The 15973-nt window shown below is 69.9% G+C and carries 13 protein-coding genes; 7 read left to right on the top strand and 6 right to left on the bottom strand.

Going from position 1 to position 15973, the window contains the following annotated elements:
* Positions 1–32: 32 nt before the first annotated feature.
* Positions 33–1283, top strand: a complete 1251-nt coding sequence (locus tag BO221_RS17185) for a hypothetical protein (RefSeq protein ID WP_073561547.1) — start codon at positions 33–35, stop codon at positions 1281–1283.
* 20 nt (positions 1284–1303) lie between these two features.
* Here the strand turns inward: BO221_RS17185 and BO221_RS17180 are convergent, their stop codons facing one another.
* The 3 genes from BO221_RS17180 to BO221_RS53775 all read right to left on the bottom strand — a co-directional run bounded on the left by BO221_RS17180 (position 1304) and on the right by BO221_RS53775 (position 5737).
* Positions 1304–2107 carry a hypothetical protein gene (locus BO221_RS17180; RefSeq protein WP_233166072.1) on the bottom strand — a complete coding sequence of 268 codons (804 nt, stop codon included), beginning with the start codon at positions 2105–2107 and terminating at the stop codon, positions 1304–1306.
* 156 nt (positions 2108–2263) lie between these two features.
* The gene (locus tag BO221_RS17175) at positions 2264–4612 is read right to left on the bottom strand and encodes a serine/threonine-protein kinase (RefSeq protein ID WP_369865049.1); all 2349 of its coding nucleotides are present in this window, start codon (positions 4610–4612) and stop codon (positions 2264–2266) included.
* Between the two features lie 54 nt (positions 4613–4666).
* Positions 4667–5737, bottom strand: a complete 1071-nt coding sequence (locus tag BO221_RS53775; protein WP_073561545.1) for a hypothetical protein — start codon at positions 5735–5737, stop codon at positions 4667–4669.
* A 133-nt stretch (positions 5738–5870) separates the two neighbouring features.
* Between BO221_RS53775 and BO221_RS17165 the strand changes: the two genes are divergently transcribed.
* The 4 genes from BO221_RS17165 to BO221_RS17150 all read left to right on the top strand — a co-directional run bounded on the left by BO221_RS17165 (position 5871) and on the right by BO221_RS17150 (position 10364).
* Positions 5871–6692 carry a glycerophosphodiester phosphodiesterase gene (locus BO221_RS17165; RefSeq protein ID WP_073561544.1) on the top strand — a complete coding sequence of 274 codons (822 nt, stop codon included), beginning with the start codon at positions 5871–5873 and terminating at the stop codon, positions 6690–6692.
* 13 nt (positions 6693–6705) lie between these two features.
* Positions 6706–7476, top strand: a complete 771-nt coding sequence (locus BO221_RS17160) for a deoxynucleoside kinase (RefSeq protein WP_073561543.1) — start codon at positions 6706–6708, stop codon at positions 7474–7476.
* Between the two features lie 64 nt (positions 7477–7540).
* Positions 7541–8014 (top strand): acyl-CoA thioesterase, encoded by a 474-nt coding sequence (locus BO221_RS17155; protein WP_073561844.1) that lies wholly within the window; start codon positions 7541–7543, stop codon positions 8012–8014.
* Between the two features lie 424 nt (positions 8015–8438).
* Positions 8439–10364, top strand: coding sequence for an ATP-binding protein (locus BO221_RS17150; protein WP_143195500.1), 1926 nt, complete (start codon positions 8439–8441; stop codon positions 10362–10364).
* A gap of 159 nt (positions 10365–10523) precedes the next feature.
* Here the strand turns inward: BO221_RS17150 and BO221_RS52585 are convergent, their stop codons facing one another.
* Both BO221_RS52585 and BO221_RS17140 read right to left on the bottom strand, forming a co-directional pair.
* Positions 10524–11291, bottom strand: coding sequence for a hypothetical protein (locus BO221_RS52585; protein ID WP_198956131.1), 768 nt, complete (start codon positions 11289–11291; stop codon positions 10524–10526).
* 157 nt (positions 11292–11448) lie between these two features.
* Entirely contained in the window at positions 11449–11835 is a 387-nt protein-coding gene (locus tag BO221_RS17140) for an iron-sulfur cluster assembly accessory protein (RefSeq protein ID WP_073561541.1), read from the bottom strand.
* A gap of 201 nt (positions 11836–12036) precedes the next feature.
* Here BO221_RS17140 and moeB point away from each other — a divergent pair, with 201 nt between their 5' ends.
* On the top strand, positions 12037–13197 hold the full coding sequence (moeB, locus tag BO221_RS17135) for a molybdopterin-synthase adenylyltransferase MoeB (RefSeq protein ID WP_073561540.1): 1161 nt from the start codon (positions 12037–12039) through the stop codon (positions 13195–13197).
* A 12-nt stretch (positions 13198–13209) separates the two neighbouring features.
* Complete coding sequence (locus BO221_RS17130) at positions 13210–13542, top strand: rhodanese-like domain-containing protein (protein ID WP_073561539.1); 333 nt, start codon at positions 13210–13212, stop codon at positions 13540–13542.
* 6 nt (positions 13543–13548) lie between these two features.
* Here the strand turns inward: BO221_RS17130 and BO221_RS17125 are convergent, their stop codons facing one another.
* A complete protein-coding gene (locus tag BO221_RS17125) occupies positions 13549–15894 on the bottom strand; it encodes a serine/threonine-protein kinase (protein WP_073561538.1) in 2346 nt (781 codons plus the stop codon).
* Positions 15895–15973 lie beyond the last annotated feature (79 nt).

Raw genomic sequence — 15973 nt, 5'->3', positions numbered from 1 at the left:
CGCGCCGCGGACGGTGCCTTACCTGTCCGTGCATGCCCACCAAGAGCCCTCTGGCCGATCCGCGTCCGCTGCTGGACGCTCTGCGCGCCGGCACGCCGGTGCCCGGCCTCCCCTCCGACGCCGTGGAGCGCGCCCGCTCGTTCGCGGCCGAGCCCGCCTCCGCACCGCCCGCCGGCGTCGAGGCCCTCCCCGAGCCCCTCGCGCTCGCCCTGCTCGAGGGCTCCGTGCTCGCCGGCCAGCCCGCACTCGCCGAGGCGCTCGCGGCCTCTGGCAACAAGGGGCTCGCCAAGGCGGCCAGGAAGGCGCTCTACCGGCTGCGCTCCCGTGGCATCGAAGTCGCTGAAACGCCCCGCCCCTCCGCCCCCGAGGCCTCGCGCCCCGTGGTGGCGGCGGGCCCGGAGCCGCTGCCCGCGCTCCTCACCAGCATCGACGGCACCGGTGAGCGCGTGCTGGAGATCGCCCGTCCCCTGCGCGGCGGGGGTGTGGAGGCCACCCAGTTCCTCTACTCGGACGAGCAGGGCGTGCTGCGCCTCCAGGTGACGGAGCTCAACCGCGGCGACTACCGGCGCGTGGTGAAGCAGGCGACCAGCCCCGGAGATGATGCCGCCGTGGAGCTCCCTCACGCCGAGGCCCTGGAGCGCCTCGCCGCCGCCGCGGGGCTCAACCTGCGCACGCACACGCCCTTCCCCCAGGGGCTCGACACGGTGCTGCGGCACCTGGGCGTGCAGGCGCGGGACGTGCCCCTGGAGATTCCTCCGCCGGAGCCGGAGGACGAGCGGATCGCCTACGAGGGCCACAAGCTCCACGAGGAGCCGGAGATGCGTGGCTGGCTGCCCCCCGTGGCCGAGCTGGAGCGGCTGGCCCGCACGGTGGACGAGATCGAGGCGAGCCCGCTCGCGCTCACCATGGCCCAGCGCAACGAGGAGATCATCCAGGCGGCCCACACCCAGGCCCATGCCTTCTTCACCACCCCGGCCATGCGACAGCTCTACTCGAGCCGGCTGTGGGAGATGGCGCTCCACTTCGAGCGCATCGGCAAGGAGCAAGCGGCCCGCCTCGCCCGCGCCGAGGCCCGCAGGCTCGCGCATGGCGTCACCGAACCGCCCTCGCGCTACGCCGAGCGCCTCTTCGAGAAGGCCCTGCTCGTCACCATGGCGCAGCGCGCCGCGCCGGAGGCGAGAGACCCCGCCGAGGTCCGGGCGAGGGCCCGTGCCGCCGAGCAGCAGCGGGCCTCTTCAGCCGACACGGAGCGGCGCAGCCCCGGTGGCATCATCCTCCCCTGAGACTTCAGGGGAGGCCCTGCTCACGCCGACACCCGCGCCCGCAGCAACAGGTCCAGGTTCTCCATCTCCCAGGCCTGGGCGCGCGAGTAGTCGTGGAAGCGCTTCTCGTGCTCGAGGAACTCGGGCGGGTGGATGCAGCGCCGCCCGTCCTCGCCCCGGCGCGTCCGGTACACGTGGTGCAGCATCTCGTGGAAGACGATCCACTCCACGAAGTAGCGCGGCACCACCGGCTGATCCAACGCCGGGTGGATGCGGATGACGCGCGAGTCCGCCGAGTAGGAGCCCATCTTGATGCTCTTGCGCGGCTGGGTGACGCGCGGCGCCGGCCCGAACGTAATGGCCGCGTCGATGCGGCCCCGGAAGTAGCGCTCGTTGAGCCGCTCGAAGATGCGGCCCAGATCATGGTGCTGCCCCACCGGCTCCATGCGCAGGCGCTTGCGCATCTGCGCCGGCGACACGCGGCGGATGTAGGCCTTGTTGCGCTCGATGAACTTGTCGAGCAGCACGCTCGCTTCCGCGTCGCCGGTGCGCACGTAGTCCGCCAGCGCGTGGATGACCTCGTCCGGCGCCGCCAGGAACATGTGGTGCAGCCTCAGCCGCCACAGCGCCCGGTGCCGCTGGAACGTGAGCATCGTGTGTGTGTTGTCGTGGACCTCCACCGCTACTGGGGCCCGCAGCCGCGTGCGCAGCCGCCGCTCGAGCACTCGCCGCCATACCTTCAGCAGTCGGTTGGGCTCGGGTGCGACGGACTGCTGCTCACGGGCGATCCGCCCCGCCGGCGAGCTCCGCTTCTTCGCCAGGTTCTTCTTCTTCGCGCGCGCCATAGACGGGCCGGATTCTAAAGACCCGTCTGACACGTGTAAACGAGATGAGCGGAGCAAATCCCCTGGAATTCCAACGGCTTATATCCACTCCCGCGTACCCTCGCCCACTTGTCCGCTGGAGGGGGAGCCCACCGCATATGTCCCCCCCGAGGACCCTTACCGTCGGGTCTTCTGGGGGCTGCAATCCCGCTTGCTCAGGCTGAAGACGACCGGCTCGTCCGAATCCCCGGGAACCTCGAATTCCTTGCTCTTCCAAGGGCCTCGATTCGCGCACTTATAGGTGACCTCGATGGTTCCGGGAGGCAGGGGCAGGACCCCGTTGGGACGCACGGTTCTATCCGCCACTTTCATCACCGTCCGTGCGGGTGCCTTGAACTGCACGCGAACCTCGGCGGGGGACTCGGGGGCCAGAGTCCCGGCGGGTTCCTCGGCCGGCGTCCCACCCGCCGCCAACGCGGAGGGCTCCGGAGTCTCGCTCCCCTGCTCGGTGACGGAGGTAGTCGAACCTGCTCCCGTGGAAGTCCCGGTCGCACCCAGGTCGGCCGCGGTGGCGCCCGTGCCCGTGCCCGTCTCGGGGGTGGCGGAAGTGGCGCCCGTGCCCGTGCCCGTCCCGGTGGCGGAGGAGCCCGCGGTGTCCGAAGCGGTTCCGGTCCCGGTCGAGGGAGCGTCCCCGGTCTCCGGCGGAACCTCATCCCGGGTGGAGGTGACGGGCCTGCGCGGCGCGGGCACGGGCTCCGGCTTGGGCCCCAGGAACAGCCATGCGATTCCAACCGCGCTCACCACGAGCAGGGTCACCAGCGCGGCCACCACCAGGCGCAGGCCGCGCGGCTTGCCGGCGGACTTGGGACGGGATGTCTCCGACTGGGTGACGAAGCTGTGGTCGTAGCCGGCGGTGGACTCGCCGTCGTCGTCGTCGTCCTGGGCCCGCACGGGGCGGCGCGGCGGAGGGCTCGGCAGATCATGCGTCTGCGAGAACTCGTCAGCGAGGGAGTCGGGCTGGGAGTCATCGTCGTCGTACGCGCCCCCGCGCTCATTCACCGTGGAGGACGTGACGGAGACGGAGCGCGCGCCCTCGTCCTCGTCCTCGTCGGGCACGGGCGGTGCCGCGCGGCGGCGATCCAACGCGGCCACGGAGCCGGAGACGGCGGGCTTGCGCACGGGCGTGGGACGCCGGGCCGCGGCGGCGGGCGTGCGCGCGGGCCGATCCTGCAACGTGGACTCGCCCGTGGCGGCGCGTGGAGTCCCGGGAAGAGAGGAGGCACGTCCGGGCACGGTGCCCAGGGCGGTGGGCTCGTCGTCCTCCTCGTCCCCCAGGGCCACGGCGGCGAGCATGTCGCGCGGACGGGCCATCTCCGTGGCGAGCTCGGCCTCGTTGGGATCCACCGCCGAGGGCACGTTCTGCGCGCTGGGCCGGCGCGTGGGGCGCGCGGCGAGGCCCGCGGCGTGCTGCACCGAGGAGTCCTTGCGCCCGCCCGGCTTGGGGATGGGGACATGGAGCATGGTGCGCTCCTCCTCCTCCCCGAGCAGCCGCGCGATGTAGGCCGCCACGTCGTCGCTCTGCCGCAGCAGCCCCGAGTTGAGCAGCCCCTCCAGGTCCGCCTGCACCTGCGCCGCCCGCTGGTAGCGCTGGTTGCGATCCTTCACCAGACACTTCATCACGATGCGCGACAGCGCTTCCGGGTAGTCGTCGCGGATGAGGTGCGGCGGGGACGGGTTCTCGAAGCGGATGGCGTAGAGGATGCCCTCCGTCGTGGGCCGCGCGTAGGGCGAGCGCCCGGTGGTGATTTCATAGAGCATCACCCCCAGCGCGAAGATGTCCGAGCGGTGATCCAACCGCTCCTGCATCACCTGCTCGGGCGAGAGGTAGAGGAACTTGCCCTTGATGACGCCCGGCTTGCTGCGCTCGGCGATGGCCTCGGCCTTGGCGATGCCGAAGTCCACCAGCTTCACCGCGCCGTTGTACGTCACCATCACGTTCTGCGGGCTCACGTCCCGGTGGATGAGCCCCAGGGGACGTCCGTCCACGCCCTTGGAGTTGTGGGCGTACTCGAGCCCCGAGGCCACCTGGGCGCAGATGCGCGCGGCCACCGCGTACGGCACCGACGCGGTGAACTTCGCCTCCTCCGCGAGGATGCGCCGGAGGTCCACTCCCTCCAGGTACTCCATGGCGATGAAGATGCTCTCGCCAATCTTCCCCAGCCCGAAGAGCTGGACGATGTTGGGGTGATGCAACTGCGCGGCGATGCGCGCCTCGTCCAGGAACATCTGGACGAACTCCGGCTCCTCCGACAGGTACGGGAGGATCCGTTTGATCACCAACAATTCTGGACTGGGGGGCTCCTGCGCGAGGAAGAGCTCCGCCATTCCCCCCATCGCGAGCCGCTTGATGAGGAGGTACTTGCCAAAGGGGGTGGCAGTCTGTGGCGCGTTCTCGGGAATGGGAGCCCCCAGGAGTCGTCGACGTGAAACGCTGAGCTTGTTTCCGAGCTTACCCGCAATCCCCACCTCCGTGGTGGGGCGCGAACCGGATGTGGGATAGCAGACCTGACGCCCGTTCGGCTACCCGCCCGAGCCCGCACTCCCAGCGTCCCACCCACTCCCCAGGTCCCAGCCGCAACTCCGGGGATGGAGGACATGGGTGAAGGGGTTGCCGGGCCCACCGTCCAGCGATTCCGTCCCGGGCACCCGGCCACCCTCCGGGTCCGGCACACACGTCCCGCCGGTGCCCCCGTCCTCGCAAGGCACATGGGTGTAGGTATCCCACACGCCCCGGAGGCCCATGGGGAAGAAAACCCCGGTGCCCCCATCTGTGAGGAAGAGGGGCAGACCCTCGCACCCTCCCGGGCCGCCGTCCGAAGCGCCGGTCCCGGAGAGGTACCGGGTACTCACCAGGATTCCGCCCGAGACCTCGAAGCCGGAGGAGTAGCGGAAGGCCGGGGGCGAGGGGTCGGTCACGACGAGAGGCCCGGGCACGAACACCCGCGTGCCGAGGAGCTCCGGGTTGGGACGGGCGGCCCCGCCCTCCGCGTCGCCGAAGCCCGGGAACACGAAGTTGTCGGCGGGCACCATGAACCTGCCGAGCAGCCGGAGCTCCACCCGGGCGAGGCCCGTCCGGTAGCCATGGAACTGTTCGAAAGCGGACTCCATCTGGATCGAGCCCGTGAGGTCCAGGCGCTGCCCCACCTGGGGAACGAAGCCCACGGGCGGGTCCGTCCAGTCCTTGTGGACCCAGAGCCCCTGGGTGGGACGCGCGGGATCCACCACCCAGAACCAGGCCCGCACCTGCTCCTCGGCGCCCTCGGTGCGGCGATCCACGCGGTCGAGCGTGTGGATGACGACGCGCTCGAGGAGAACCCGCGTCTCGCTGTCGGCGGCGGAGAGCTCGCGGGCCTCGGAAATGGTCATCACCACGGGAGCGGACCCCGCGCCCGCGTCGGCCTGGGAGCCGCCATCGGCCGGGGAGCCCGCATCCCACGGGAAGCCGCCGTCCTCGCTGCATACCCCGGTGCAACCGGGCATGCCGCCCGCGTCCCACCTGAAGGGGTTCGGCCCATCTCCGCAGCCGGGAGCCAACACTGCCGCGGCCGCGACCAGGGCCGCCGCGCCGAAGTTCTTGCGCACGGGAATCATGGTGGCGTCTCCTGTGGATGAGCCCGCGCGGAAGTTCAAGGAATCCCGCGCTTCCGGCCTCTTTCTGCCGGCCTTATAGCGGCGGGTCACGAACCCCGGCAAGGAACCATGCCCCGCCCGGAGACTCCCTCCCATGCCGCCCCCCAGACACCCCTACTTCCGTGGCCTCACCCCCACCCTGCACATCTCCCACCGGGGAGGCTCGCTGCTGGCGCCGGAGAACACCCTGCCCGCCTTCCGCATGGCGGTGGAGCGCTACCACACGCAGATGCTGGAAACGGACGTCCACCTCACCCGCGACGGCGAGCTGATGGTGTTCCACGACGACACCCTGGAGCGGTGCACCAACGGTGAAGGCCCCCTCGCGGCCCACACGCTGGCCGAGCTGCGGCGGCTGGACGCGGGCTACCACTTCACCCCGGACGGGGGCCGCACCTTCCCCTTCCGGGGCCAGGGCGTGCAGCTGTCCACCCTGCGCGAGCTGCTGCGCGCCTTCCGGGGCCTGCGCATCAACATCGAGGTGAAGCCGGACGTACCGGGCATCGAGGACGCCTTCTTCCAGGTGCTGCGCGAGGAAGGCGCGCTGGAACATGTCTGTATCGGCAGCGAGCAGGACGCGGTGGGCGAGCGGCTGGCGCGGGTGATGCCGGACGCCTGCCACTTCTACCCGCGCGACGCGCTGACGGCCTTCGTGCTCTCGGTGCGGGCGGGCGAGCAGCCACCGGACGAGCGGCGCTACACGGTGCTGGACATGCCCCTCTACTTCGGAGACGTCCGCCTGGTGGACGAGGCCCTGCTGCGCGCGGTGGACGCGCACGAGAAGTGGTGCAACGTGTGGACGGTGGATGACCCGGAGGAGATGCGCCGGCTCGTGGCCGAGGGCATCGGGGGTATCATGACGGACAGACCGGACCTTCTGCGCCGAGTCTTGGACGAGCAGCCAAAGCCGCGTTAAGCCCATGGCCCGTATGCCCCGCTCCCCCACGCGCAAGCGCGCTCCGAAGGCCGCGACAGCCCCCAACACCGTCCTGCCCCAGGCCGCGCCCGAGGATCCGGCGCCCGAGTCCCCTCCCGAGGCCCCGGCGCGCAACACGGTGCGCCGCGTGCGTGCGCCGCGCGCCAAGCGCTTCGTGGCGCTGGCCGGCAACATCGGCGCGGGCAAGACGACGGCCGCGAAGATCATCAGCCAGACCTTCGGCTTCGAGCTCTTCGACGAGCCCGTCATCGACAACCGTTTCCTCAAGGACTACTACGCCAACATGGGGCGGTGGTCCTTCACCCTGCAGCTGGAGTTCCTCATCCGGCGCGTCGAGCACCACGAGCTCATCCACTCGGTGAAGAAGAGCTGCGTGCAGGACCGCACGCTGTACGAGGACCCGGAGATCTTCGCCAAGTACCTGCACGGACTGGGGCACATGACGAACGCGGAGCTGGACTTGTACTTCGAGTACTTCCAGCGGCTGACGCGCAACATCGTGCACCCGGACCGGATCATCTGCTTCGACGTGCCCACGGTGGACGTGCTGCTGGGACGCATCCGCCAGCGAGGCCGCGAGGAGGAGAAGGGAATCCAGAAGGGCTTCCTGCGCGGGCTCAACGGGTACTACGCCACGTTCCCCATGGTGCTGCAGAACAAGTACGGTGTGGACTGCCTGGTGCTGGACGTGACGACCCAGGACATCCGCACCGGCCGGGGACGCGAGGAGTTCCTCGACCGGGTCTCCACCTTCCTCGCCTGAGGTTTCCGCCGTGTCCGAGCAGTCCGAGCTCCCCGCCAAGAGCGCCCGCGAGTCCGAAGTGGTGATGACGCAGATGATCCTCCCCTCGGACGCCAACGCGGTGAACAGCGCGTTCGGCGGCAAGGTGATGGAGTGGATCGACATCTGCTGCGCCGTGGCCGCCCAGCGCCACTGCCGGCAGGTGGTGGTCACCGCCTCCATGGACGACCTGCACTTCCACGCCCCCATCAAGGTGGGCTGGACGGTGACGCTGCACTCGCGAGTCATCGCCACGTTCCGCACGTCGATGGAGGTGGGCGTGACGGTGACGGCGGAGAACCCGCTCACCGGCGAGAAGCACATGGCCACGAGCGCCCTGCTCACCTTCGTGGCGGTCTCGTCCACCGGGCAGCGGATTCCGGTGCCGCCGCTCAAGCTGGAGACGGACGCGGAGCGCGCGGCCTTCCGCGAGGCCGAGGAGCGGCGCAAGGAGCGGCTCGCGCGCAAGCAGACGAGCCTCGCCTGGCAGAAGGTCATCCGGCCCGGCGCCGGGGGCTGAGACGCACCGGAACAAAACAGGAACAAAACAGCTCCCGCGAACCCCGTGCCTCTCCCAAAGCACGGGGCCCGCGGGCCCTTCGGACGACCGTTACGCCCCGCTGACGCGGAGGGGTCAACAATCCTCGAGCACCGGTGGTCCGCCGAACACCGCGACCGGGGATGCGCCTGTCGACCGAGGGTGCCTCCGGTATACCCGCCACCTCTGACATGCCCGCGGCCCCCGAGCCCTGCGTGGGGCGTGTCTACACCTCGCCCCCTCGTCGTCCTGAAGCACCGGAAGCGTCCGGAAGCAGGCAGGTGCACGCGGATGAGCGCCCCGGTCGTTTGTCTCCCGTCAGGTGGAGCCCCGCGAGCTGTTCAGAACCGGTTCCAGCGCTACGACCCGGGTGCGGTTGACTCCCCGGTCTGTTACGCAGGGAGACGTGACGGAAGGAGAAGTGCCACTGGAGTCGCAGCACCGGATGGACGCGACGGGTGACTCCCGTCTGGGCGGCGGCGGGTGGAACAACTCCTCGCTGATGAGCCATGGCTTCGCCCTCCTGGTGACGGCCGCGGCCCTGCTGCTCCAGTTCGTGCTGTACCCCTATGTCAGGGCCACGCCGTTCCTCCTCTTCTTCGGCGCGGTGATGCTCTCGGCGTGGAACGGTGGGTGGGGGCCCGGCCTCTTGAGTGCTGGCCTCTCCGCCGTGGCGGCCAGCTACTTCTTCCTGCCCCCACGGTTCGCATTCTCCTGGCGCCCGGAGGACCTGCTGTCGGTCTCCCTCTTCCTCGCCATCTCCACCCTCATCATCCGGCTGAACGTGCACACGCGGGCCGCCCAGGCCGACGCCGAGGCCCAGCGCGAACGGCTCCACACCCTCTTCATGCGGGCTCCGGCCATCATCGCCATCCACCGCGGACCCGAGCACGTCTTCGAGTTCAGCAACCCCGTCCATGCGCAGTTGCTCGGCGGCCGGGAACTGCTGGGCAGGACCGTGAGGCAGGCCCAGCCCGAACTGGAGGGCCAGGGTTTCTACGAGCTGCTGGACCGGGTGTACCAGACGGGAGAGCCCATCTACGGCAAGGAGGCCCTCGCCAACGTGGGAGACCCCACGCATCCGCGCACCGGCTACTTCAACTTCGTCTACCAGCCCATGCCCGGGCGGGACGGAAGGCCGGACGGGGTGATGGTCTTCGGCTTCGAGGTGACCGAGCAGGTGCTGGCACGGCGCGGCCTCGAGCGCACCGAGCGGCGCCTCGCGACCATCACCCACAACGCCACGCTGGGTCTCATCATGATGGACGACCGGCAACACTGCGTCTTCATGAACCCCTCGGCCGAGCAGCTCACCGGCTTCACCCTGGAGGAGCTGCGGGGCCAACCGCTCCATGACTGCATCCACCACACCCGGCCGGATGGGACGCCCTACCCCATCTCGGAGTGCCCCATCGACCGGGCGCTGGCGACCCGGTGCCAGGAGCGGGGACACGACGTCTTCGTCCACAAGGATGGCGGCTTCTACCCCGTCGCCTTCACAGCGAGCCCCATCCTCGAAGGGGACAGGGCAACGGGGCTCGTCATCGAACTGAGGGACACCACCGAGGACCAGCGCAAGCAGGCCGAGCGCGAGCGCCTCCTGGTCGAGCTTCGAGAGGCGGTGCGCCTCCGCGACGAGTTCCTCTCCGTCGCCAGCCATGAGCTGAGGACGCCGCTGACCCCGCTGAGCCTCCGGCTCCAGGGACTCGAGCGGAGCATCCGGGCCGAGCCGGGCTCCCCCCTGGCGGCGCGTCTGGGCAAGGAGGTGGATGTGATGCGCCGGCAGGTGAAGCGCCTGTCGGACCTGGTGAACGGGCTCCTGGATGTGTCGCGCATCACCACCGGCCGCATGAAGCTGTTGCTCGAGGAGGTGGAACTCACGGAGGTGACACGCGAGGTCCTGGCCCGCTTCCAATCCGAGGCGCAACACGCCAGGTGCGCGCTCATCCTCGACACGGACGGGCCGGTGTCTGGCCAGTGGGACCGGCTCCGGCTGGAGCAGGTGCTGACGAACCTGCTGTCCAATGCCCTCAAGTACGGGGCCGGCAAGCCCGTCCACCTCCACGTCGAACAGCGCGAGGACCGGGCCCGGCTCGTGGTCCGGGACGAGGGCATCGGCATCCACCCCGAGGCCATGGGGCGCATCTTCAACCGCTTCGAGCGCGGCGTGTCGGAGCGGCACTACGGGGGGCTGGGCCTGGGCCTGTACGTGACGCGGCAGATCCTCGCCGCGATGGGCGGCACGGTGACGGCCGAGAGCACGCCCGCCCAGGGCGCCACCTTCACCGTGGAACTGCCCCTCCAGCCCGTCCCATCGCAGGGCGCTGCCTGAGCCATCGGAACAAGGTCCTTTCAGAGGCGGGAGTGTCCGTACCGCCTACGCAAGTCATGCCCTGGCGTTCAGCCCGCCTCCCGGGCGCGCTCTTCACGAACTTGTCCAACTGTTGGACAAGTTGGGCGAGACCGTGCCCGGAGGGCTCCCTCCTCGGGGTCACTTCGCGCCCTGCTGGAGCTCCAGCCAATAGCCCTGCTTGTGGACGGCACTCTCCATCTTCTGGAGGACCTTCAGCGCCTCGGCCCGGCTGCTGAAAGCGTCCACCAGGAAGCGGGTACCGTTGTCATCCTGCCGCCACAGCTGCCAGCGCGCGTTGTCCGGAAGCTGCCGGCCCTCGAAGTACTCGTAGCGCTCCCCCACGTTGCCTACGTACCGCTGGGCCGCCTCGGGGTCGGACGGTGGCAGGGAGACCGGCCCCCAGTTCCTGTCATGCTCGTAGCGGGATATGTCGATCGGATACGGAACGAGCGTCCCGGAGAAGCGTGTCCTGGCCAGCCAGGCATCCGCGAGCTGCTTGCGCGAGAAGACCGCCGTCGGCTGTGCGGAGCCCTCGCCCGTGAAGAGCCATACGGCTCCTCGTGCGTGGCTACGCCGCAAGGGAGAGGATCCCTCGGGGAGCTCACGCGTCTTGAAGTCCGCCTCCACTCCGAGCTCGCGCAAGGCCAGGAGCGCCCGCTGCGCCTCGGGTGGATCGGCGACCACTTCGGCGTGCTGGATGGGCTCGAACCACACCACCTCCAGGCGCAGCCCGTCCTCCATCTCGAAGGCCCAGAACAGCTCACGGCCGCCCGCGGTGCGGGTGGGATCGTCCTCGATGAAGCCCGGCTCCCCCAGGGGACTCAGCACGTCCCGCGTGGCCGGAAACTCCACCACGCACTCGTACTGCTGATACGGCATGACGGTGGGGAAGGTCAGCCGGCGCATGGGACCCCCATGAAGAAAAAGGGGCGAGGGGCGCTCGGTGGAGCGGCTTCCCTCACCCCGGATTCACCGCCACGGGTTGGAACACCGGGACGGGCACCCTCACCCCGACCCTCTCCCGAGGGGAGAGGAGGAGTAAGCATGGTGCTGCGACGCTGGATCAGGTCGAGAACGACGTCCCGCAGCCGCAGGAGGACTTCGCGTTCGGGTTGTTGAACTTGAAGCCCGCGCCCGTCACGCTCGACACGAAGTCGATCTCCGTGCCCGACAGGTACTTGTTGCTCAGCGCATCCGTCGCGATCTTCACCCCGTCCTGCTCCCAGGTCAGATCGCCCGCCTTCATCTCGCGCACCAGGTTCAGGTCGTAACCCAGCCCGCTGCAGCCGGCCGGTACCACCCGGATGGAGAAGAAGTAGTCCTGGAAGCCCTGGTCCTGGATGACCTTCTTCACCTGGGTCACGGCGGCCGCGGTGAGCCGCACCGGGCTCGAAGGCTCGCCCTGCGGGGCAACAGAGGTGTTGGAAGCGGGGGTGGTGGTCGTGTCCATGTAGGTTGCTCTCCTTACAAGCGCCTTATAACGCCCGGCGCCAGAATTTCCATCTGCTCCACCTGCTCCACGGGTACGGCTCCCCTCCACTGTCTGAATCTGCCCCCTCGTGGATGCGGGTGCCAGCCCCTCCGCCCGCCCCCATGCCAGGAATGCGAGCGCCCGCCCCCGGACGCCCCCGCCCGGGTTATACGTGCCCACATGTCCGCCACCTTCCGCGAGCTGCTGTCCGCCACGAAGAAGGAGATCCGCGAGGTCTCCACCGAGGACGTCAAGCGCCTGCTGGACGCGCGCTCCCCCGTGAAGCTCATCGACGTGCGCGAGGGCGACGAGTACGCGGGTGGCCGCCTGCCCGGCGCGGTGCACATCCCCCGGGGCTACCTCGAACTGCGCATCGAGGACAAAGCCTCCCGGGATGAAGAACTCGTCCTCTACTGCGCGGGCGGCACCCGCTCGGCCCTGGCGGCCCGCACCCTTCAGCACATGGGCTACACGCGCGTGGCCTCGCTGGCCGGTGGCTTCAACCGCTGGAGCGACGCCCACTACCCGGTGGAAAAGCCCGTGGTGCTCACCCCCGCCCAGAAGGAGCGCTACCGCCGCCACCTCATCCTCCCCGAGGTCGGCGAGGAGGGGCAGGCGAAGCTCCTCGCCTCCAGGGTGCTGCTGCTGGGCGCGGGCGGGCTGGGCTCTCCGGCCGCGCTCTACCTCGCCGCCGCGGGCGTGGGCACCCTGGGCATCGTCGACGCGGACGTGGTGGACCTCAGCAACCTCCAGCGCCAGGTGCTCCACACCCAGGAGCGCGCCGGCCAGCCCAAGGTGCAGAGCGCCCGTGCCGCCCTCGAGGCCCTCAACCCCGACGTGAAAGTGGTGCCCTTCCAGGAGCGCCTCACCTCGGACAACGTCCTGCGCATCCTCGAGGGCTTCGATCTGGTGCTCGACGGCGGGGACAACTTCCCCACCCGCTACCTGCTCAACGACGCGTGCCTCATCCAGGGCAAGCCCAACCTCCACGGCTCCATCTTCCGCTTCGAGGGCCAGGTCACCACCTTCGTCCCCGGCCAGGGCCCCTGCTACCGCTGCCTCTACCCCGCCCCGCCTCCTCCCGAGCTCGCGCCCTCCTGTGCCGAGGCCGGAGTGCTCGGCGTGCTCCCCGGCATCATCGGCCTCTTCCAGGCCAATGAGGCCCTCAAGCTCCTGCTCGGCGTGGGCGAGCCGCTCGTGGGCCGCCTGCTCACCTTCGACGCGCTCGGCACCCGCTTCCAGGAGCTCAAGCTGCGCAAGGATCCCAAGTGCCCCGTGTGCGCGCCCGGCGCCCGCGTGGAGCTCATCGACTACGAGCAGTTCTGCGCCTCGTCCGCCTGAAGGAGTCCCCTCGTGCCCATCCCGGAGATCGATCCCGCCACCCTCGCCCAGCAGCTCTCCGGCCCGCCCGAGGCGCGGCCCGTGCTGCTCGACGTGCGCTTCCCCCAGGAGAACGCCTGGGTGGCGCTCCCAGACTCGGTGCTCATCCCCCTGCCCGAGCTGGACGAGCGCCACGAGGAGCTGGAGCCCTTCCGCGGCAAGCGCGTCGTCGTCTACTGCCACCACGGCGTGCGCAGCCTGGACGGTGCCGCCTACCTGCTCGCGCGCGGCTTCGACGCGATGTCCCTGCGCGGGGGGATCGACCTCTACTCCCGCGCCGTGGACCCGAACCTGCCGCGCTACTGACGCGCGCTACCGGAGGTAGGGCGACAGGTCCACCGCCTTGTTGGTGATGTCCCGGCCCTTCACTTCGACATCCACCGGTACCGGCTCCAGGAGCGCCGTGCCCTGCAGGACCAGGTGATGCTTGCCCTCCACCAGCTCCAGGCTCAGCCCGGGCTGGTAGGTACCGAGCGTCTGGCCATCCCGGTAGATCTCGATGCCGAGGATGTTCTTGGGCTTCAGCGTGAGCCGGACGGTGCCCGACTTGAACTCCACCGGAGGCAGCGTCTTGTGCTCATTGGGCTCGCCAAAGGGCACCTCGATCTCCCTGAAGATGCCCAGCTGCTTGTTCTCCAGGACGAGCGTGTCCTGCAGGTGGGCACCCGAGACCTTCCTCAAGGGCGTCGAGCCGAGCACGGTGACGGGCTCCGAGCTCCGGCAGCGCATCGGGTTGTGCTTCACGGAGACTTCGACGGGCTGGTTGGAGTCCAGGGAGATGTAGATGCCCTGCCCATCCATGGCCGTGCTGCCGAGCATCTCCAGCAGCGGCTTGTGGAAGATGACGGCCAGGCCCACCACGGACAGCGCCACGAACACCCCGAGCAGGTTCTTCAGCGGGGGGAGTGACCGGGTCCGTGCCGCGGGCTTCTTCGCGCTCGGGAGGCTGGCATCGTCTTCCTCCACCGAATGCAGGGCGGAGCGCCGGCGAGGCGGCTCGGGCGCGTCGGACATCTCCACGCGGCTGTTGGCGCGGCGCGGCCTGGGCGCCGGCTCGGGCTGCTGCTGCTGGGAGGACGGAGCCATCCCGGTGCGCCGGCGCACCGGCTCCGGCGCACGCACCGGCTCCGGAGGCGGAGGCAACATCGTGCGCTCGGGATCCTCGTCGTCGTCGTACTGCTGGGCCCGCGCGTTGACGGACACGGAGCTGCGCGAGGGCCGCGGCTGCGGCACGTCCTCGTCCTCCACCGGCTCGGTGGCGCGCATGACGCCCGAGCGGCGAACGGAGGAGGACTCGGTGCCCCGCCTCGGAGAGGGCATCTCGATGCTGGCCCGGGTCACGTCCTGACGGCTGGGCATGCGCCCCACGGACGTGGAGCCCATCTGGGTGTTGCGGCGCGGGGCCTCGTTGCTCGTGCGGCGGCGGGGCACTTCCGTGGCCGGAGGCGCCTCCCACTCCTGCACTTCCGGCACGTCCCCCATGGGCTGGGTGCTGGACTCCGTGCGCTTGTTGACCACCCCCGCGCGCGTCCCCGTGCGCCGCTGCTGCATCTCGCCCGGCGGCGCCTCCCAGTTCATCTCGGCGGCGTTCGTCGTCTGGGTGCTGGTGCGCGGCTCCATCCGCGAGCTGCTCCGCGGCGGCGGCGGCTCCTCGGGCGGAGGCTCCGGCGGCACGGGCATCGCGGACATCGACTCCTCGCTGCGAGGCTCCGGATTGCCGCTGCGCTTCTCCTCGTCCAGCCGGTCCGCGAAGAGCGTCTCCATCAGCTCGGAGATCTGCACCGAGCCGGCCACCCACCGCTGGCCAACGAGGAACTCCTCCAGCGCGAGCTGCAACTGGCGCGCGTCCCGGTAGCGGTCATCCGCGGCCTTGGCCAGCGCGCGCATCACCACTTCATCCAGCTCCGGCGGCACATCCGCCACCTGAGAGGGCGGCAGGATGTTGCACTCCATGGCGGCCTGCAGCGTGCCCAGCTCCGACTCCCGCTTGAGCGGGCGCGTGCCGGTGAGCAGCTCGTAGAGCACCAGGCCGATGGCGAAGATGTCCGCGCGGTGATCCAACGGCTTGCCCGCGGCCTGCTCCGGCGCCATGTACGCGAACTTGCCCTTGATGGCGCCCGACTTCGTCGCCGTGGCCTGGTCCGCCGCCTTGGCGATGCCGAAGTCCACCAGCTTCACCGAGCCGTCGAAGCTGATGAGGATGTTCTGCGGCGAGATGTCGCGGTGCACCACCTTGAGGGGCTTGCCGTTGTCGTCCGTGCGCGCGTGGGCGTAGTAGAGGCCCTCGCACGCCGAGGCGACGATGCGGATGGCCAGCGGCCGGGCGATCCACCCGCCCGCGTTGTACGCCTTGCGCATCACCCGGCCCAGGTCCTCGCCGTGGATGAACTCCATGGCGATGAAGTAGGTGCCGTTGGCCTCGCCGAATTCGTACACCTGGGCGATGTTCGGGTGGTTGAAGCGCGCGGCGATGCGCGCCTCGTTGCCGAACATGCTCACGAATTCTTGATCCTCCGCCAGGTGCGGGAGGATCCGCTTCACCACGACGTTCTTGGCGAAACCCTCAATGCCCTTCTGGCGCGCAAGCCACACCTCGGCCATGCCGCCGGTGGCGAGCTTCTTGAGGAGCTGATATTTCCCGAAGAGTTGAGGGTTCATCCCGGGTTGCTCGCCGGGGGGAGCAAGCGCGAAGTGGAAGACATCAGAGCGGCTCATCTTAGGCGACGGGCCGGGGCGA

This window comes from Archangium sp. Cb G35 (genome assembly GCF_001896145.1).
Classification (GTDB): domain Bacteria; phylum Myxococcota; class Myxococcia; order Myxococcales; family Myxococcaceae; genus Archangium; species Archangium violaceum.
This window is presented reverse-complemented; position numbering and strand designations above follow the sequence as displayed.